The sequence below is a fragment of the Microbacterium sp. CCH5-D1 genome (assembly GCF_001557335.1).
GTDB classification, from domain to species: Bacteria; Actinomycetota; Actinomycetes; order Actinomycetales; family Microbacteriaceae; genus Microbacterium; species Microbacterium oxydans.
On the sequence record NZ_LSJW01000155.1, the window covers coordinates 1 to 18,390 of the forward strand.

The following is an 18,390-nucleotide window of genomic DNA, read 5'->3' on the forward strand; positions in this document are numbered from 1 at the left end:
GGGAGACGGGGAACGCCCGAGAGTGTTTCGAATAGATCAGCCGCGAGGCTTCTCGATGAGCTCGGTCGTCTCGATCTCGTCACCGATCTGGATGTCGTTGTACTTCCCGAGTCCGATACCGGCCTCGTAGTCCGTACGGACCTCGGTGACATCGTCCTTGAAGCGACGCAGCGACTCGATGGCGAGACCATCGGCGATGACGACGCCGTCGCGGATGACGCGAGCCTTGGCGTTGCGGGTGATCGTTCCCGATCGCACGATGACACCGGCGATGTTGCCGAACTTCGAGGAGCGGAACACCTCGCGGATCTCGGCGACACCCGACTGGACCTCTTCGTACTCCGGCTTGAGCATGCCCTTGAGCGAGCTCTCGATCTCGTCGATCGCGTTGTAGATGACGGAGTAGAAGCGGATGTCCACGCCTTCACGAGCGGCGCGCTCGCGCGCCTTCGTGTCCGGGCGGACGTTGAAGCCCACGATGATCGCGTTGTCGATCGTCGCCAGGTTCACGTCGGACTCGGTGATCGCGCCGACACCGCGGTGGATGATGCGCAGCTGCACCGAGTCGTCGACCTCGATCTTGAGCAGCGACTCCTCGAGTGCCTCGACGGCACCGGAGACGTCACCCTTGATGATGAGGTTGAGAGATTCGACCTTGCCCTCTTCGAGAGCACGGGTGAAGTCCTCGAGCGAGATGCGCTTGCGGGCCTTGGCCAGCTGGGCGTTGCGCTCGACCGCTTCACGCTTCTCAGCGATCTGACGGGCCATGCGGTCTTCCTCGGTGACGATGAAGACGTCGCCGGCGCGCGGTACGGAGTTCAGACCCTGCACCTGGACCGGACGCGACGGGTAGGCCTCGAGGACCTGCTCGCCGTTCTCGTCGGCCATCGCACGCACACGGCCGTAGGCCGTACCCGCGACGATCGCGTCGCCGACCCGGAGCGTTCCGGACTGGATGAGCACCGTGGCGACCGAACCGCGACCCTTGTCGAGCTTCGCCTCGATGGCGACACCGCGAGCGGCCTTGTTCGGGTTCGCGGTCAGGTCGAGGCCGGCATCCGCCGTGAGCAGCACGGCATCCAGGAGATCCTGGATACCCGTGTTCGCCCGAGCGGAGACGTCGACGAACATGACGTCGCCACCGAACTCCTCGGCGACGAGACCATACTCGGTCAGCTGCTGACGCACCTTCGAGGGGTTGGCGTCGGGCTTGTCGACCTTGTTCACCGCGACCACGATCGGCACGTTCGCCGCCTGTGCGTGGTTCAGCGCCTCGACCGTCTGCGGCATGATGCCGTCGTCGGCTGCGACCACGAGGATCGCGAGGTCGGTGACCTGCGCACCACGGGCACGCATGGCGGTGAACGCCTCGTGACCCGGGGTGTCGATGAACGTGATGGCTCGCTCGATGCCTTCGTGCTCGGTCCAGACCTGGTAGGCACCGATGTGCTGGGTGATGCCGCCGGCTTCTCCCTCGATGACGTTGGTCTGACGGATTGCGTCGAGCAGTCGCGTCTTACCGTGGTCGACGTGACCCATGACGGTGACGACGGGAGGACGGATCTCGAGGTCTTCCTCGCTCTCCGCCTCCAGCTCGGCCTCGAGGTCGAGACCGAAGCCCTCGAGGAGCTCCTTGTCCTCGTCCTCGGGCGAGACCATCTGGATCTTGTAACCGAGCTCCTCGCCCAGCACCTCGAACGTCGCCTCGTCCAGCGACTCGGTGGCCGTGGCCATCTCGCCGAGGTTGAAGAGGATCGTCACGAGGGTTCCGGGCTGCACCGTGTAGCCGGTCAGCGTCTCGATCTTGTCCGCGAAGTCCGCGATCGATGCGCCGCGACGCATGCGGATGATCTCTCCGTTGCCGCGGGTGACGTTGACGCCACCGACAACCGGAGCACTCCGCATCTCGAACTCTTGCCGCTTCGCCCGCCGCGACTTGCGCTGCTTGCTCTTGCCGCCGCCCTTACCGAAGGCACCTGCCGTGCCACCGCCGGGTCCACGGCCGCGACCGCCGCCACCACCGGGACGACCGGCGAAACCGCCGCCGGGACGTGCACCGGGGCCGCCTGCTCCACCGGGTCCACCGGCGCCGCCGGGACGACCGGGGCCTCCGGGACGCTGCTGGAACGGAGCACCGGGACGACCACCCTGGCCACCGCGGGGTGCACCAGGACGAGGCGAGCCGGGCCGAGGCGCACCCGGACGGGGTGCACCGGGACGAGGCGCCTGAGGACGCGGGATGTTGCCCGGAGTCGGACGCTGGCCCATGCCCTGCGCCGAGGCGAAGGGGTTGTTGCCGGGACGGGGACCGGCGGGACGCTGGCCCATGCCCTGCGCGGACGAGAAGGGGTTGTTACCCGGACGCGGAGCGCCCGGAGTCGGTGCACTGCTCTCGGCGGGTGCGGCCGCCTCCGGAGCTGCAGGCGCGGGGGCCGCTGCTGCAGGTGCAGGAGTCGGGTCCGCGGGTGCCGGAGCAGCGGGGGCCGGAGCCTCCGGGGCGGGCTTGGGACCGGGCTTGGGGCCGGGCTTCGGGCCCGGCTTGGCGCCGGAACCCGCACCGGGCTTCGCCGCAGACGCTGCCGGCTTCGCGGCCGGAGCAGCAGGGGCTGCGCTCTTGAGCGAGCTGTCGGCCTCGATCGCCGCGCGCAGCTTGCGCGCCACCGGCGGTTCGATGGTCGAAGAGGGGCTCTTCACGAACTCGCCGAGTTCCTTGAGCTTTGCAAGTGCGATCTTGCTGTCGACGCCGAGTTCGGCGGCGATCTCATGTACGCGTGGTTTACCAGCCACAATTCTCCTGTCTGAGTCGGTCCACCCAGACAGGGCAGACCACTAGTCGCGGACGGGTCTCATTTCGAGCCGTTCACTTTGTTTCCATAGCTGTTCAGCCTTTGTTTCTTGGTGGGTGCTGTTCGAAGGTCCGTGTGTCCAGCTGAGTGTTCACACGCAGTGCTCGTCCGAAGGCTCGTCGCCGCAGAGCGGCCTCCATGCATTCGGGTGTCGGATGCACCCACGCGCCGCGCCCCGGCAGGACAGCACGCTCATCGGGGATGAGGGTGTCGTTCTGGGCAACCACCCGGAGAAGGGCGGAGCGGGGAGCACGCGTGCGACAACCGACGCACGTTCGTACGGGTTCCATCTTACACCTGCGTTTCACCCCGCCTCGCCCGTTCCCGGGCGCGGCGGAAGGCCGAAGCCGGTCAGTCGAGGACGCTGTCCGGCTGGATGTCGATCTTCGCCCCCGTGAGCTTGGCGGCCAGGCGGGCATTCTGGCCCTCCTTGCCGATCGCGAGCGACAGCTGGTAGTCGGGCACCAGCGCGCGGACGGCCTTGGTGCCGGCATCGAGCACGAAAGAGCTCGTGACCTTGGCGGGTGAAAGCGCGTGCGCCACGAAGGTCGGGAGGTCCGCGTCGTAGTCGACGATGTCGATCTTCTCGCCGGCGAGCTCCTCGGTCACCGCGCGCACACGACGACCCAGCTCACCGATGCAGGCGCCCTTGGCATTGATGGAGGGGTCGTTCGCCTTCACCGCGATCTTCGTGCGGTGTCCGGCCTCCCGGGCCAGCGCCACGATCTCGACCAGACCGGCCGCGATCTCCGGCACCTCCAGGGCGAAGAGCTTGCGGACGAGCCCAGGGTGCGTACGCGAGACGGTGATCTGCGGGCCCTTGAGCCCCTTGGCCACACTCGTGACGTAGACGCGCAGGCGCGAGCCGTGCGTGTACTCCTCGCCTGGCACCTGCTCCTCAGGGGGAAGGATCGCCTCGACGGAACCGAGGTCGACGTGGATCATGCGGGGATTCGGGCCCTGCTGGATCACGCCGGCGACGATGTCGCCTTCCTTGTCCTTGAAGTCGCCGAGCACGACGTCGTCCGCGATGTCACGGAGACGCTGGCTGATGACCTGCTTGGCGGCGAAGGCGGCGATGCGGCCGAAGTCATCCGGCGTCGCGTCCTCTTCGCCGATGATCGCGCCCTCTTCGTCCTTGACGACCTGCAGGACGGCGACATGGCCGGTCTTGCGGTCGAGGTCGACGCGGACACCCTCGGGCGTGACGCCGTCGGCTGCGACGTGCTTGGAGTACGCGGTCAGGATCGCCTGCTCGATGATGGCGACGAGCTCATCGAAGGGAATCGCCTTCTCCTTCTCGATCCCTCGCAGCAGACTCAGTTCGATGTCCATGACGGCCTCTCTATTCAGCTCTCGTCGCGCCTGTTCGCACGCGCGACATCCGTACCACGATACCCTGTGCCCACCGGCTCCCGCACGGCGGCGGCGGTGGCGGAATCCCGGAGCCGCTCGAGGAGGAGCACGTGAGCACATTCGACACGGTGGTGATCGGCGCAGGCATGTCGGGGCTCACGAGCGCCCGGATGCTCGCCGACGCCGGTCAGCGCGTCGTGGTCCTCGAGGGGCGCGACCGCATCGGAGGCCGCATGCACACCGACCGCAGCGCCGGATTCCCGGTCGATCTCGGCGCCTCATGGATCCACGGCATCGAGAACTCCCCGCTGTGGGACCTCGTGCATGCGCTGCGCATCCCGGCGATCGAGTACACGGTGGGCAGCTTCCAGGTGGGAGGTCGCCCGATCGAGAACTACGACGGCGAGGGCCGCCGTCTGGACGAAGCCGCGACCGCGCAGTGGGTCAGCGACGTCGACCTGGCCGACCGCCTGCTCGTGGAGGAGATCGCCGCATCCTCCTCCGGCGACACGTACCTGGACGTCACGGAGCGCGCTCTGGACAGGTCGGGGCTCTCCCCTGATCGCATCGACGACATCCGCGAGTTCTTCCGCCATCGCGTCGAGGAGCAGTGCGGCGCCTGGATCGGCGATCTCGATGCCCATGGCCTCGATGAGGATGCGATCGAGGGCGACGAGGTCATCTTCCCCCGCGGTTACGACGAGCTCCCCCGCCGCATCGCAGACGGCCTCGATGTGCGCCTGGAGACGGTCGTGACCCGCGTGAGCCGTTCCGCAGCGGGCGTCGTCGTGCGCGCCGGTGATACCGAGTACCGCGCGGACCGCGTCATCGTCACCGTGCCGCTCGGGGTCCTCAAGGCGGGAACGATCTCGTTCGATCCCGAGCTCCCCGAAGCGGTCTCCGGCCCTATCTCCCGCCTCGGGATGGGCGTGTTCAACAAGGTGTTCGTCCAGTTCCCCGAGCGCTTCTGGGACGAGGAGACGTACGTGATCCGCGCACTCGGCGACGCCGGCGAGCACTGGCACTCCTGGTACGACGTGTCGGCAGTGAGCGGGATCCCCACGCTCCTCACCTTCGCCGCCGGCCCTTTCGGTCGTCGGATGCAGGACCTCGCTGATGCCGAGATCGTCGCCGACGCGGTCAGCGCTCTCCACGTCCTCTACGGAGACGCCGTCGGTGAACCGCTCGCGCACTGGGTCACGCGTTGGGGCGAGGACGAGTTCTCGAACGGCTCGTACTCCCACCTCGCCCTGGGATCGACGCACCACGATCACGATGCTCTGGCGGGCCCCGTCGACGGGGTGCTGCACTTCGCCGGCGAAGCCACCTGGGGCGATGAGCCGGCCACGGTCGGGGCGGCGTTCTACTCCGGCCACCGCGCTGCGGAGCGCATCCTCGATCGCCCGGTCGATCTCGCCGACTTCGCCGCCCGCATCACCGCGCGGGAGCAGACGGTAGGGCGTTGATCGCGCCGATCAGTCGGAACAGATTGCCCACCTGCCGCTGATCCAGGTGCAGGATCAGGCGCGGGAGGTCGAGGTTGTCGGCGTCGGCGACCTCCGGCTGACGCGGGCCCGTCCGCTCGATCCTCCCCGATGACAGCATCGAGCCGAACTCCTCGTTGAGCCGATCGATCTCCTCGTCCGTCGGCTCCGCCTTGAGCCGCAGCACCAGCGCATCGCCCACCCAGCGCAATGAGTCGTAGTTGTGCCAGAAGCCCGTGATCTCCGCCCTGGCCGCATCGACCGAATCCGTGATCACGACGCGATCGAAGTCGCCCTCCGAGATGACCCCGGTCGGGGCGAGATGGTCGTCGATGAAGCTGCGAAGCCCCTGCCAGAACGTGCCACCCGGCTCGTCGAGGAGAACGATCGGCGCCGGTTCCGCCTTGCCGGTCTGCTGCAGGGTGAGCAGCTCGAACATCTCGTCGAGGGTGCCGAACCCACCCGGCAGGCAGATGAACCCGAGCGATTCCTTGATGAGCATGAGCTTGCGGGTGAAGAAGTACTTCATCGCGACCACGTGGTCCTGGCCGGCCACGAAGCCGTTGGGCTTCTCCTCGAACGGGAGCCTGATCGAGACGCCCAGCGAGAGGGCAGGACCCGCTCCCTCGGAAGCCGCCTGCATGATGCCGGGCCCCGCCCCCGTGACGACCATCCACCCATCCCCCGCGAGGGCCGAGGCGACGTCGCGCGCCGTCAGATACAGCGGATCGTCCTGCCTGGTTCGCGCCGAGCCGAAGACCGTGACCTTGGGGACGCCGCGGAACGGAGCGAAGAGACGGAACGCATCCCGCATCTCGGCGAGCGCTGCCGAGGCGATCTTCAGATCGAGGCGGTCGGCGCCGTCCTCCCCCAGAAGGATCGCGGTGCGCAGCATCCGCATCACGAGCCTGCGGTCGGTGTGCACTCCCGCATCGTCGAGGACGGCGTTGATCTCGGCGCTGAGCGCTTCAGGGAGGGGTTCGTCGATCATGCCTCCAGGGTGTCATGCTCCGGGGCGACCGTGGCCTCCTGCCACGCCGTCGCTCAGACTCCGCGGGACTCGTCGACGGCCGCCCGGATCTCGTCGTGCGGGAGCGCGAGGCTCCTGTGCCCGTCGCGTCCTGTCATGTCCTGCGCTGCGACGAGTGCGTTCCACACGGCCTCGTCGACGGCCTGCACCGCTGCCGTCAGGAAGGGATCGATCCGCCCCCACGGGATCAGGCGCATGGTCTCGTAGACCTCGTCGCTCCCCTCCGGGAACTGCGACGTGAGCGCACCCTCGTTCGCGGTGGAGAACGCGAGGACGATGTCGCCCGAGAAGTGACTGCCCGCGGTGCCGCTGCGGCCGAGACCCAGGGCTCCCCGACGAGCCAGTGCCGCGCACTGACCGGGAAGGAAGGGGGCGTCAGTGGCGATGACCACGATCGCGGATCCGGCTCCTCCCGGGGCATGTTGGCGCCGCTCCCGAGCGAACCAGCCGTCGTCGCCCATCGGGTTCGGCGCCGACGATCGTGCGCCCAGGTCGATGCTGCCGAGCCGAAGCTCGTCGCGCGCACCGAAGTTCGCCTGGATGAGGACTCCGACGGTGTACTCGGCACCGCCGTACGCCACCGTTCTGGATGCCGTGCCGGTGCCTCCCTTGAAGCCGTAGCAGTTCATCCCCGTCCCTCCGCCGACGTTCCCCTCCGCCGGTGCGGCGGTGCTGGCCACCTCCAGGGCCGACCACGCGTCCGCCGGCGTGACGTGACCGCCGTTGATGTCGTTGAGGTATCCGTCCCAGGTCTCCCCGACGACGGGCAGCATCCACTGGGCGGCGACGTGCGGGGCGATCTGCGCCACCCAGGAGTCGATACCGCTGTGCACGGCTCCGACCGCATGCGAGCTGGTGATCCCGATCGGCATGGACAGCGATCCGGACTCGTCGATCCATGCGCGGCCGGTGAGCTCGCCGTTCCCGTTGAAGGCGTGGACGGCCGCAGCACAGGGCACGCCCACTCCCTCGCGGCCCCGGGGCAGGACGGCGGTGACCCCGGTGCGGACGGCGTGCGCTCCCTCCCCCGCGATCATTGTGCGATATCCGACGGCCACACCGGGGACGTCGGTGATCGCGCCGTGGGTGCCGCTGCGTCCCGCGAACGGGACCCCCAGATCCCTTGCCCTGATACGCCTGCGTGACGACTCCGACGCCGATGAGGAAACCACCATGTACTCCACTCTGACCTGAACGTATGTTCAGAGAGTATGTCATCCAACGCATGTTTTGCTTGACTTAACCCGGCTGTGCCCTTTGAATCACTGTTCAAGAGCTCGCACCGTCCGATACGCACCCTCCCGACAGCAGATTCCGGAGCCGCAGATGTCTCAGCCGAATCCCTCCGTCCCCACGACCACGACCACGACGCTCGCCCAGCGGCGCCTCGGAGTCTGGGCGATCGTCTTCTTCGTGGTCTCCGCCGCAGCTCCCCTCACGGTCGTCGCCAGCGCTGCAGCCACGGACTTCCGTCTCGCCGGCATCGGCGGCCCGGGCGCGATGCTCGCCAGCGGTGTCGTGCTGATGCTGTTCGCCTTCGGTTTCACCGCCATGTCGAGGTATGTGCGCAACACCGGCGCCTTCTACGTCTACGGCGCTCGAGGACTCGGCAAACCCGTCGGCATCGGCATCGTGTTCGTGACGATCTTCTCCTACACCGCCCTGTGCATCTGCTTCTACGGCTTCGTCGGGTTCTTCGGGGAGATGACGTTCTCCGCACTCTTCGGCATCGATCTGCCCTGGACCGTCTACGCGCTGCTGGCGCTCGTCATCGTCGGGGTGCTCGGCTACCGCAAGATCGATGTCGGTGCCAAAGTTCTGGGCGTCCTGCTCACGGCCGAGGTCGCCATCCTGCTCGTCCTCGCGATCGCCGTGCTCGCCTCGGGCGGCCCCGAGCCGATCTCGTTCGCCTCCTTCGCACCCGAGAACGTCTTCTTCGCCGCCGGGAGCGGCGCGCTCTTCGTCTTCGGGTTCGGTGCCTACCTCGGCTTCGAGAGCACGGCGATCTACGCCGAGGAGGCGCGGGATCCGGCACGCACCGTGCCGATCGCGACATACATCTCGATCGCGTTCCTCGGCGTCTTCTACGCCTTCACGTTCTGGATCCTCACGGTCGCCTTCGGCATCGAGGGCGTGCTGCGCCTCGCCCTGCAGGACGACTTCCAGGACATGGTCTTCCACGCCGGCGACGCGTACCTGGGCGCGTGGGCGTCCGTGACGATGCGGGTGCTGATCGTCACGAGCTTCTTCGCCTGCCTCCTCGCGTTCCACAACGCCAGCTCCCGGTACCTCTTCTCGCTCGGACGGGAGCGTCTGCTGCCGTCGTGGCTCGCGCAGACCCAGCCGACGACGCAGGCACCTCACCACGCAAGCCTCGTGATCTCGATCGTGTCGCTCGTGGCCATCGCGGTGACGATCATCAGCGGAGCGGATCCCTTCCTCGGCTTCGCGCTCCCTGTGTACTCGATCGGCGTGGCCGGGTTGGTCTTCGCCCAAGCCGTGGCCGCCATCGCCGTGGTCGGCTTCTTCCTGAGAGGGCGGCGAGGCCACAGCATCTGGCGGGTACTGGTCGCACCGGCGCTCGGGGCGCTCGGTCTGATCGTCGGATTCGTCCTCATCGCGACCAACTTCGATCTCGTCACCGGCCTCCAGGGGCCCGTCAACCTCGCGCTCCTCGCCCCCACCCCCGCCCTGTTCGTGGCCGGCATCGTCGTCGGGATCGTCCTGAAGCGACGTCGTCCCCGCCACTATGCTGAACTCACCACGCTCGTTCCCGACGACGAGTAGCGCCAGGCGCGAGGAGGATACGTGGCCGAGCAGCGCAAGCACGCCACCCGACGGGCGGAGCTCATCTCCGCGACCAGGCGCGTCGCCGGGCGCAGCGGTCTCCTCGGCACGAACGTGCGCGCGGTCGCCGCGGAGGCCTCGGTCAGCGCGGGGAGCGTGCTGTACTACTTCTCCACCTTCGACGAGCTCATGTACGCGACCGTCGAGGGTGTCCTGGAGGAGATGTACGAGAGGCGACGCGCACTCGCCGAGAACGAGCCCGACCCGGCGAAGCGTCTGGTCGCTCTCGTCACGGCCGGGATCCCGGACGAGATCAGCGACCAGCTGCGCATGGCGTACGAGAGCATCCCCCTGCTGCGGGAACAGCCTCAGTATCGTCCCCTGCACCGCTCCATCGTCGAACGGCAGGTCGCGCTCTACAGATCGACGATCGAGATCGGCACGGCGCTCGGCACCTTCCGCCCCACCGCCGACCTCACCGTGATCGCACGGAACATCGTCGCTCTCGAGGACGCGTACGACCTCTACCCGCTGATCGGCGTCGAGCTGGGAGCGCAGACGTACCGGTCGAACATCCTCTCCTACGCCCGCACTGCCCTCGACTGCGACTTCGGCGGCTGAACCCCGCCGTCCACTCGTCTGCCTTCGGCGATGTCGAGCACGGCGGCTGCTCCCTGTCAATGCCCGTGTGCCCGCACGCTCCGCACGGCACGCTGACGTCATGACAGAGATCACAGGACCCGAAGCCCTCGCCCGCATCGCCGAACTCGTGGAGGACATCGACATCACGATGCTCACCACGACCGACGACGACGGCAACCTCGTGAGTCGGCCGATGTCGACCAGGCAGATGGACGACGCGGGCGACATCTGGTTCTTCACCGCTGAGGACACCGAGAAGGTCCACGAGGCCCGAAAGCACCGCGACGTGGGCCTCGCCTACTGCGATGCCAAGGGCATGCGATACGTGTCGGTCGCCGGCACCGCAGAAGTGGTGCACGACCGCGCCAAGATGGAGGAGCTCTACTCCGCGTCGCTGGAGATCTGGTTCGCGGACGGCCTCGACACCCCGGGCATCGCCCTCCTCAAGGTCACGCCGAAGGTCACCGAGTTCTGGGAGCCGTCGAAAGGCAGGCTCGCGCTCGCGGCGGGTGCGCTGAAGTCGCTCGTGACCCGGGACACCCCGGACGACGACACCATGAACCACGGCCGCATCGTCTGCTGACGATGCGGCCGTGAAGGCTCACTGTGGGGTCAGTGCGCGGCGGAGAGTCGCGGCACGACCTCGTCGACGGAGACGGCCTCGCGCTCCCCGGTGGCGCGGTCCCACAGCTCGACCTGGCCCTCCGCGGCCCCGCGGCCGACGATGACGATCTTCGGCACACCGACGAGCTCGGCGTCTCCGAACTTCACTCCGGGCGAGACCTTCGGCCGGTCGTCGTAGAGCACGTCGAGCCCCGCGGCTTCGAGCTGAGCGGAGATCCCCTCCGCGACCTCGAACGCGACCTGGTCGCGGCCCGCGGCGACGACCTGCACGTCGAACGGCGCGACGGACGCCGGCCAGATGAGGCCCTTGTCGTCGTTGTTGAGCTCGGCGATGATCGCGAGGATACGGGTCACGCCAATGCCGTACGAGCCCATCGTGACGGTGACGAGCTTGCCGTTCTCGTTCAGCACCTTGAGGCCCAATGCCTCGGCGTACTTGCGTCCGAGCTGGAAGACGTGCCCGATCTCCATGCCGCGAGCGAGCTCGACCGGACCGGAGCCGTCGGGGGCGGGATCGCCTGCACGCACGTTCGCGATCTCCACGATGCCGTCGGCGGCGAAGTCGCGGCCGGCCACCACGGAGTGCGCGTGCTTCTCGTCGATGTTCGCGCCGGTGATCCAGCTCGTGCCCTCGCTCACGCGCGGATCGACGAGGTAACGGATGCCGGTGGCCGACTCCTCGCCGAGCACTGCTCCCGTCGGCGACCACGGACCGATGTAGCCCTTCACGAGCAGCGGGTTGTTCTCGAAGTCGTCCGCGGTGGCCGTCTCGACCTCGGCGGGCGCGAAGGCCACCTCGGCGCGCTTCTCATCGACCTCGCGGTCACCGGGGATGCCGACAATGACCAGTTCGCGGGTGCCATCGAGATGCGTGAGGGCGAGGACGACGTTCTTGAGCGTGTCCGCAGCGGTGTACTCGCCGTCGAGTTCGCGGTTGGCGTGAGCCACCAGCGTGTCGATGGTCGGCGTGTCCGGGGAGTCGAAGATGACCGGGGACGCCTCGGCGTCGTAAGCGATGGCCTCTGGCACCGCCGTGGTGAAGGCCTCGACGTTCGCCGCGTACCCGCCCGCGCTCCGCACGAACGTGTCCTCCCCGACAGGCGTGGGGTGCAGGAACTCCTCGCTCCGGGAGCCGCCCATCGCGCCGGCGTCGGCCTGGACGATGACGTACTCGAGTCCGAGGCGCTGGAAGATGCGCTCGTACGCGTCGCGCTGCGCCTGGTAGCTGACGTCCAGGCCCTCGTCTGACGAGTCGAACGAGTACGCGTCCTTCATCGTGAACTCGCGTCCGCGGAGCAGACCCGCCCGCGGGCGTGCCTCATCGCGGTACTTGTCCTGGATCTGGAAGATCGTGAGGGGCAGGTCCTTGTACGAGGAGTAGAGGTCCTTCACGAGCAGCGTGAACGCCTCCTCGTGCGTGGGCGCGAGCAGGTAGTCGCCGCCCTTGCGGTCCTGCAGGCGGAAGAGCAGGTCGCCGTACTCGTCCCAGCGCCCGGTGGCCTCGTAGGCCTCACGCGGCATGAGAGCGGGGAAATGCACCTCCTGCGCGCCGGCGGCTGCCATCTCCTCCCGGACGACCGTCTCGATCTTCGACTTGACGCGCAGCCCCAGTGGCAGCCACGCGAAGATGCCGGCGGCCTGCGGGCGGATGTATCCCGCCCGGATCAGCAGCCGATGGCTGGCGACCTCTGCGCCTGCAGGGTCTTCACGGAGCGTGCGGAGGAAGAAGTTCGAAAGACGAGTGACCACGGAGCAAGTCTAGTGAGCCGTGGTCACCCGTCTTCGACCGCGTCAGTTGAGAGCGGGAAGGTTCGCCGGGACGACGCCACCCGCGTAGAGGTCGGCCGCCAGCTCCTGCAGGGCCGTCAGAGCCACCCGCTGCGGAAGCGGGCCGTACGAGATGCGTGCGACGCCGAGCTTCTCGTACTCGGACGCGGCGAGGGCGCCGGGGATCCCGATGACGCTCACCTTGCGCTCGCCGATGCCCTCGACGAGCTGGCGGGTCACGTTCATGTCGAGGATGCCGGGGACGAAGACCGCCGTCGCGCCGGCATCGAGGTAGGCGCGACCACGCTGGATCGCATCGGCGATGCTCTCCTGCACGGGGCGACCACCGGCGCGGACGAACGCATCGGTGCGGGCGTTGAGAGCGAAGGAGACGCCCTCCGACTGTGCGGCCTTCACGATCGCCTCCACCGCTGCGACGGACTCGTCGAGCGGCTTGAGGCGATCCTCGACGTTCGCACCGACGACGCCGACTCCGATCGCGAGGCGGGTGGTCTCTCCCGCATCCCCGTACCCGTCGTCGAGGTCTGCCGTGACGGGCACCTGGACGGCGGCCGCGATGCGACCCACCATGTCGATCATGATGTCGCGAGGCGTCGAGCCGTCCTCGTAGCCGAACGATGCGGCGATCCCGTGTCCGGCCGTCGCGATCGCCTTCGTCTCGGGCAGAGCGGCGACCGCTCGTGCGGAGACGACGTCCCACACGTTGACGACACGGAGGATCTCCGGTGCGTCGTAGAGTCCGACGAGGGTCTGGGCTTTGGCTGCAGTGATCATGACTCCACGCTAACGCGGGATGGCTTCGGCAGGGCCGGTTCACCCGCACCCGCGCCTAGGCTGGAACCATGCCTCAGCGCCGATCGCACGTCGCCCCGTCCGCCGCGCAGACCGAATTGGCATCGGCGCTCGCTGCTCTGCGCGAGTCGATGGATGCGCCCCTCGACTTCCCCGACGACGTCATCGCCGAGGCGGAGGCCGCGACCGCCGTGGTCCCGGAGCTCGATCTTCGCGAGATCCCCTTCGCCACGCTCGATCCGGAGGGCTCCCGAGACCTCGACCAGGCCTTCCACCTCGAGCGCGCCGGAACGGGGTACACCGTCCGGTATGCGATCGCCGACGTCCCGGGGTTCGTCGTCCCCGGTGGAGCCGTGGACGTCGAGGCGCGCCGGCGAGGACAGACCCTGTACGCCGCCGACGGCACGATCCCGCTCCACCCGCGCGTGTTGAGCGAGGATCGCGCCTCGCTGCTCCCCGACGTCGACCGTCCGGCGCTCGTCTGGATCTTCGAGCTCGACTCCGCGGGCATCGTCTCGGACTTCCGTCTGCAACGCGCCCTGATCCGCTCGCGCGCGCAGCTCGACTACGGGACCACCCAGGATGCGCTCGACCGCGGAGAGGACGGGCCCGCCGCGCTGCTGCCCGAGATCGGTGCTCTGCGGCTCGAGCAGGAGCGACTGCGCGGCGGGGCGAGCCTGAACCTGCCGGACGAGGAGGTGGTGCGCGGAGACGACGGCACCTACGCGATCGAACGTCGACGCCCGCTTCCCGTCGAGGAATGGAACGCCCAGCTCTCGCTCATGACGGGGATGGCCGCTGCCACGCTGATGCTCGACGCCGGAGTGGGCATCCTGCGGACGATGCCGGAACCGGATGGAGCGGCCTTCGACACGTTCCGACACCAGACCGAAGCTCTCGGCCGCCCGTGGACCTCCGGCGCGTACGGGGACTATCTCCGGGCCCTGGACCGTACCGACCCGTTGACCCTCCCGGTGCTGGAAGCCGCGTCATCGCTGTTCCGTGGCGCCGGGTATCTGGTGTTCGACGGCCAGGCGCCGGACGATGCCGTGCAGGCGGCGATCGGCGCCCCTTACGCGCACGCGACCGCTCCCCTGCGCCGCCTGGTCGATCGCTGGGTCCTCGCGCTCTGCCTCGCGGTGTCGAACGGCGAGCCGATACCCGCGTGGATCCGTTCCTCGCTCGCACAGCTTCCCGCACTGATGCAGGAGTCGGGACAACGGGCGTCGCGGCTGAACGCGGCGACGATCAACAGCGTGGAAGCCGCGCTCCTCACGCCTCTGATCGGCTCGACGGTCGATGCCACCGTGATCGAGCTGCGCGGAGAGCGCGCTGCCGTCCAACTCACCGAGCCGGTGGTCACGGCGACCGCGCCGATTCCCTCAGAGGCACGACCGGGCGACGTCGTCCGGCTTCGCATCATCAGTGCCGATATCGGCACGGGAGAGGTCGAGTTCGCTCTCTGAGCACCCCGGCGACGAGGCCGCGGAGTCTCGCTTTCGTCGTTACATGATCACCGACCTGCTCGACGACCTGCGCGACGCGACAGACGCACTCGAGCGACAGATCGTGGCGGGTCTGCTCTTCGAGCGGATCGCAGAGCTGATGCTCCTGGATGCCGGTCGGTGGACTGCCACCGGCAAATGGCTGCCCCGACGGCTGCGTGATCTGAGCGACAGTCGCGCCGAGAGGTTGAGCGCTCCGCTGCTCGCCGGTGATCTCACTGCATTCGCCGATCGCGTCGAAGACGAACTGAGGCGAGCGGGCGGCCGCGTGCAGGCGGGGTTCGTCCGCTGACGTCAGCGCCCGGGAGCCGCCACGGTCGTCATGACCAGCAGCTGAGGATCGCTCAGGTCCAGGCTCACGACGATGGAGGCGAACTCCGAGAGCGACTCCGCGTGCGTGCCCCCGCAGAGGATCACGGCCTCTCCTTCCGGGAGATCGCAGTGCCAGCGCCGCCGATCGACGATCGTGGGCCCTTCCGTCACGATGCTGCTCACAGCACCTGAGGCGACCCATGCCGCGAGCTGCTCATTGATCCGTCGCTCGCGCTCGGACAGGGTCGTGGCGAAGGTCTCGGTATCGAAGCCGGCCCGGCGCAGGCTCTTCCCGAGCCGGTACTCGTCGACAGCGCCATCTTCGTGGATGCGGCTGGACTGGTTGGCACGACCCTCGAAGTCGGGGTTGCCGAGAGCGTCCTCCCCCGGTTCCTTGCGCCAGAGATCGGCGAGGGCCAGATCGAGCGCCAGCGAGGCGACATGGCATGCGGTGTGCCCGCGGCTGAGTCCGGCACGACGAGCGGCGTCGACGGTCAGGTCGGCTCGAGCGCCCTCCGTGAAGGATGCCGGGGCGGCCCCCTCGATCAGGTGTCCGACGAGCCAGGTCCAGCCCTCAGCACCGCGCTTGACGGGGATCGCGCTTCCCACCGCGAACTCCCCCTCGTCCGAGATCGCGGCCATGACGGCTTCGACCACTCGGACGGTGTCGTCGCCGACGGCGATGCTCCCTGTGTCACCCGGCTGGTCGGGCCAGGTGTGGTCGACCGGGTGGAAGGGCGTCTCGTCGACCACGACGATCGTGCCCTCGGGCGTCTGCTCCACGCGGGCGATGACCCCGTCTCCGGTCACGGTCCCTGTCGGGAAGGTCACGATGGTGGGCGTCGACATGGTTCTCCTCGGATACGACGTCGGGGTCTCGAGATGGCGGCGCGTTCGACGCCCGCGGACCTCGGCCAGATCGGTCAGTGGGACGGCGGAATGGTGAAGCTGGCGAGCTTGTCGCCGTCGACCACGAAGATGCCGTCGGATTCGCCGTTGAAGACCCGACTCGCCCAGCCGAAGCGGATGCGCGTGGTGTCTCCCTCGGTCGTGGCCGTGAGCACGGTCATACGCGCGCCGGCACCGATCGCATCGCTGCCCGCCCATGCGCGGACCCCGTCGGAACCGGCCTTGACCGTGCCCCAGTCGCTGACGAACCCGTCGGCCGTGAAAACGGCGACGAACGCATCCGTGTCCGCGGCGTTGATCGCGTCGATCATCGCCCTGACGGGAACAGGGAGGGTGGAATCCGACATCTCGTGCTCCTCGCCGCTCAGACCGTGACGACCTGGGCGGTGCCGAGCGGCGCCTCTGGGCCCATCTCGGCGGCGATCCGGTTGGCCTCTTCGATGAGAGTGGCGACGATGTCCGCCTCCGGCACGGTCTTGATGACCTCGCCCTTCACGAAGATCTGGCCCTTGCCGTTGCCCGAAGCCACGCCGAGATCGGCCTCGCGAGCCTCACCTGGACCGTTGACGACGCAGCCCATCACCGCGACCCGCAGGGGAACGGTCATGTCCTTGAGGCCTTCGGTGACGTTCTCGGCGAGCGTGTACACGTCGACCTGTGCGCGACCGCACGAGGGGCATGAGACGATCTCGAGCTTGCGCTCGCGGAGGTTGAGCGACTGCAGGATCTGGTGGCCGACCTTGACCTCTTCCGCCGGCGGTGCGGAGAGAGATACCCGGATCGTGTCGCCGATCCCCTCGCCGAGGAGGATGCCGAAGGCGGTGGCGCTCTTGATCGTTCCCTGGAAAGCGGGTCCGGCCTCGGTCACTCCGAGGTGCAGCGGCCAGTCGCCCCGCTCCGCCAGCTGACGGTACGCCTTCACCATCACGATGGGGTCGTTGTGCTTGACCGAGATCTTGAAGTCGTGGAAGTCGTGCTCCTCGAACAGCGATGCCTCCCAGACGGCACTCTCCACGAGTGCCTCAGCGGTGGCCTTGCCGTACTTCGCCAGGATCCTGCGGTCCAGCGAGCCGGCGTTAACACCGATTCGCAGGGAGACACCGGCGGCCTTGGCGGCCTCCGCGATCTTCCCGACATTGCCGTCGAACTCGCGGATGTTGCCGGGGTTCACTCGCACCGCACCGCACCCGGCATCGATGGCCGTGTAGATGTAGCGCGGCTGGAAGTGGATGTCAGCGATCACCGGGATCTGGCTCTTCATCGCGATGATCTTCAGCGCATCGGCGTCATCCTGGTGCGGTACCGCGACACGCACGATCTCGCAACCCGACGCGGTGAGCTCGGCGATCTGCTGGAGCGTCCCGTTGATGTCCGTCGTCTTCGTGGTGGTCATCGACTGCACGCTGACGGGAGCGTCGCCGCCCACGAGAACCTTGCCCACCTTGATCTGCCGTGACTTACGGCGCGGGGCGAGGACTTCGGGGATCTTCGGCATTCCGAGGTTCACTGCTGGCACCCCTCAAGACTACGCCGCCAGGATGCATGTGGGCTGGACGGACGCACCTACCCTGGAGCCATGGCAGTCATCCTCCTCACCGGCTTCGAACCGTTCGACGGCGCAGAGCGCAATCCGTCGGCGGATGCGGTGAACGCGGTGGCGGTCGACTACAAGGGACCGCACGAGCTCGTCATCGCGACTCTTCCTGTCGCATTCGAGTCATCCGCCCAGCGGCTTCGCGCCCTCATCGCCCGACACGCACCGGACGTCGTCATCTGCACCGGGCTCGCCGGCGGAAGCGCCCACGTCGCGGTGGAGCGCATCGGCGTGAATCTGATGGACGCGCGCATCCCCGACAACGACGGCGCCCAGCCGATCGACGTTCCCAGCGAGGCGGGCGGTCCCGAAGCGCGGTTCTCGACACTTCCCGTCAAGCATCTGGTGCAGGTCATCGACGCGGCGGGCATCCCTGCCCGGTCCTCGCTGTCCGCCGGCAGCTACGTCTGCAATCACGTGTTGTACACCGTGCTGGGGGCGGTGCGCCCCGACGCCGTCGCCGGGTTCGTGCATCTTCCCTGGTCGACGGAGACCGCACCGTCCGGCTCTCCTCATCTGAGCGAGGAGCAGCTGGCTCGCGCCGTGCGCCTGGTCGTCGATCACGCCCTCGATGCCGAGACGAAGGAGCCGGGCGGCAGCATCTGGTGACGTCATGCCGCGCGGGTCATCGCGGCCGATGTGGTAGTTTCGGCCCCATGCTCGCGAACTTCACCTGGTGGCCCGCCTTCTAGGCGGTGTGTTCGCGTTCCCACGAATTCAG

General features: G+C 68.1%; 17 protein-coding genes. 7 read left to right on the forward strand and 10 right to left on the reverse strand.

Going from position 1 to position 18,390, the window contains the following annotated elements; all coding sequences use genetic code 11:
- Positions 1-36: 36 nt before the first annotated feature.
- From infB to nusA, 3 genes are all read right to left on the reverse strand, one after another.
- On the reverse strand, positions 37-2,787 hold the full coding sequence (gene infB / locus AX744_RS09605) for a translation initiation factor IF-2 (RefSeq protein ID WP_061016557.1): 2,751 nt from the start codon (positions 2,785-2,787) through the stop codon (positions 37-39).
- 94 nt (positions 2,788-2,881) lie between these two features.
- A complete protein-coding gene (locus AX744_RS19990) occupies positions 2,882-3,265 on the reverse strand; it encodes a YlxR family protein (protein WP_307723508.1) in 384 nt (127 codons plus the stop codon).
- Positions 3,198-4,181, reverse strand: coding sequence for a transcription termination factor NusA (nusA, locus tag AX744_RS09610; RefSeq protein WP_046748267.1), 984 nt, complete (start codon positions 4,179-4,181; stop codon positions 3,198-3,200). The genes AX744_RS19990 and nusA overlap by 68 nt, the downstream gene beginning before the upstream one ends.
- Positions 4,182-4,312: 131 nt before the next feature.
- Here nusA and AX744_RS09615 point away from each other — a divergent pair, with 131 nt between their 5' ends.
- Entirely contained in the window at positions 4,313-5,668 is a 1,356-nt protein-coding gene (locus AX744_RS09615; protein WP_082682756.1) for a flavin monoamine oxidase family protein, read from the forward strand.
- Here AX744_RS09615 and AX744_RS09620 read toward each other — a convergent pair.
- Together AX744_RS09620 and AX744_RS09625 are read right to left on the reverse strand one after the other, a co-directional pair.
- On the reverse strand, positions 5,637-6,677 hold the full coding sequence (locus AX744_RS09620; RefSeq protein WP_061016559.1) for a TIGR00730 family Rossman fold protein: 1,041 nt from the start codon (positions 6,675-6,677) through the stop codon (positions 5,637-5,639). The genes AX744_RS09615 and AX744_RS09620 overlap by 32 nt on opposite strands.
- Before the next feature lie 53 nt (positions 6,678-6,730).
- Positions 6,731-7,891 carry a DmpA family aminopeptidase gene (locus AX744_RS09625; protein WP_061016560.1) on the reverse strand — a complete coding sequence of 387 codons (1,161 nt, stop codon included), beginning with the start codon at positions 7,889-7,891 and terminating at the stop codon, positions 6,731-6,733.
- A gap of 151 nt (positions 7,892-8,042) precedes the next feature.
- Between AX744_RS09625 and AX744_RS09630 the strand changes: the two genes are divergently transcribed.
- From AX744_RS09630 to AX744_RS09640, 3 genes are all read left to right on the forward strand, one after another.
- Positions 8,043-9,503 carry an APC family permease gene (locus AX744_RS09630; RefSeq protein WP_046748264.1) on the forward strand — a complete coding sequence of 487 codons (1,461 nt, stop codon included), beginning with the start codon at positions 8,043-8,045 and terminating at the stop codon, positions 9,501-9,503.
- A gap of 21 nt (positions 9,504-9,524) precedes the next feature.
- Complete coding sequence (locus AX744_RS09635) at positions 9,525-10,124, forward strand: TetR family transcriptional regulator (RefSeq protein WP_061016564.1); 600 nt, start codon at positions 9,525-9,527, stop codon at positions 10,122-10,124.
- 100 nt (positions 10,125-10,224) lie between these two features.
- A complete protein-coding gene (locus AX744_RS09640) occupies positions 10,225-10,728 on the forward strand; it encodes a pyridoxamine 5'-phosphate oxidase family protein (protein ID WP_061016585.1) in 504 nt (167 codons plus the stop codon).
- 29 nt (positions 10,729-10,757) lie between these two features.
- Here AX744_RS09640 and AX744_RS09645 read toward each other — a convergent pair whose 3' ends face one another.
- On the reverse strand, positions 10,758-12,518 hold the full coding sequence (locus tag AX744_RS09645; RefSeq protein ID WP_046748262.1) for a proline--tRNA ligase: 1,761 nt from the start codon (positions 12,516-12,518) through the stop codon (positions 10,758-10,760).
- Between the two features lie 42 nt (positions 12,519-12,560).
- The gene (locus AX744_RS09650; RefSeq protein ID WP_058631275.1) at positions 12,561-13,331 is read right to left on the reverse strand and encodes an isocitrate lyase/PEP mutase family protein; all 771 of its coding nucleotides are present in this window, start codon (positions 13,329-13,331) and stop codon (positions 12,561-12,563) included.
- Positions 13,332-13,399: 68 nt separating this feature from the next.
- Between AX744_RS09650 and AX744_RS09655 the strand changes: the two genes are divergently transcribed.
- Positions 13,400-14,815, forward strand: a complete 1,416-nt coding sequence (locus tag AX744_RS09655; protein WP_061016566.1) for an RNB domain-containing ribonuclease — start codon at positions 13,400-13,402, stop codon at positions 14,813-14,815.
- Between the two features lie 43 nt (positions 14,816-14,858).
- Entirely contained in the window at positions 14,859-15,146 is a 288-nt protein-coding gene (locus tag AX744_RS09660; protein WP_061016568.1) for a hypothetical protein, read from the forward strand.
- A 2-nt stretch (positions 15,147-15,148) separates the two neighbouring features.
- On the opposite strand, the gene AX744_RS09665 is transcribed toward AX744_RS09660, so the two are convergent.
- The 3 genes from AX744_RS09665 to ispG form a co-directional block, all read right to left on the reverse strand.
- Positions 15,149-16,015, reverse strand: coding sequence for a hypothetical protein (locus tag AX744_RS09665; RefSeq protein WP_058631278.1), 867 nt, complete (start codon positions 16,013-16,015; stop codon positions 15,149-15,151).
- A 74-nt stretch (positions 16,016-16,089) separates the two neighbouring features.
- On the reverse strand, positions 16,090-16,422 hold the full coding sequence (locus AX744_RS09670; RefSeq protein WP_061016570.1) for a nuclear transport factor 2 family protein: 333 nt from the start codon (positions 16,420-16,422) through the stop codon (positions 16,090-16,092).
- 17 nt (positions 16,423-16,439) lie between these two features.
- Positions 16,440-17,570 carry a flavodoxin-dependent (E)-4-hydroxy-3-methylbut-2-enyl-diphosphate synthase gene (gene ispG / locus AX744_RS09675; protein WP_045265366.1) on the reverse strand — a complete coding sequence of 377 codons (1,131 nt, stop codon included), beginning with the start codon at positions 17,568-17,570 and terminating at the stop codon, positions 16,440-16,442.
- A gap of 81 nt (positions 17,571-17,651) precedes the next feature.
- On the opposite strand from ispG, the gene AX744_RS09680 reads away from it, so the two are divergent.
- Positions 17,652-18,278, forward strand: a complete 627-nt coding sequence (locus AX744_RS09680; protein WP_082738475.1) for a pyroglutamyl-peptidase I — start codon at positions 17,652-17,654, stop codon at positions 18,276-18,278.
- The last annotated feature ends 112 nt before the right edge of the window (positions 18,279-18,390 follow it).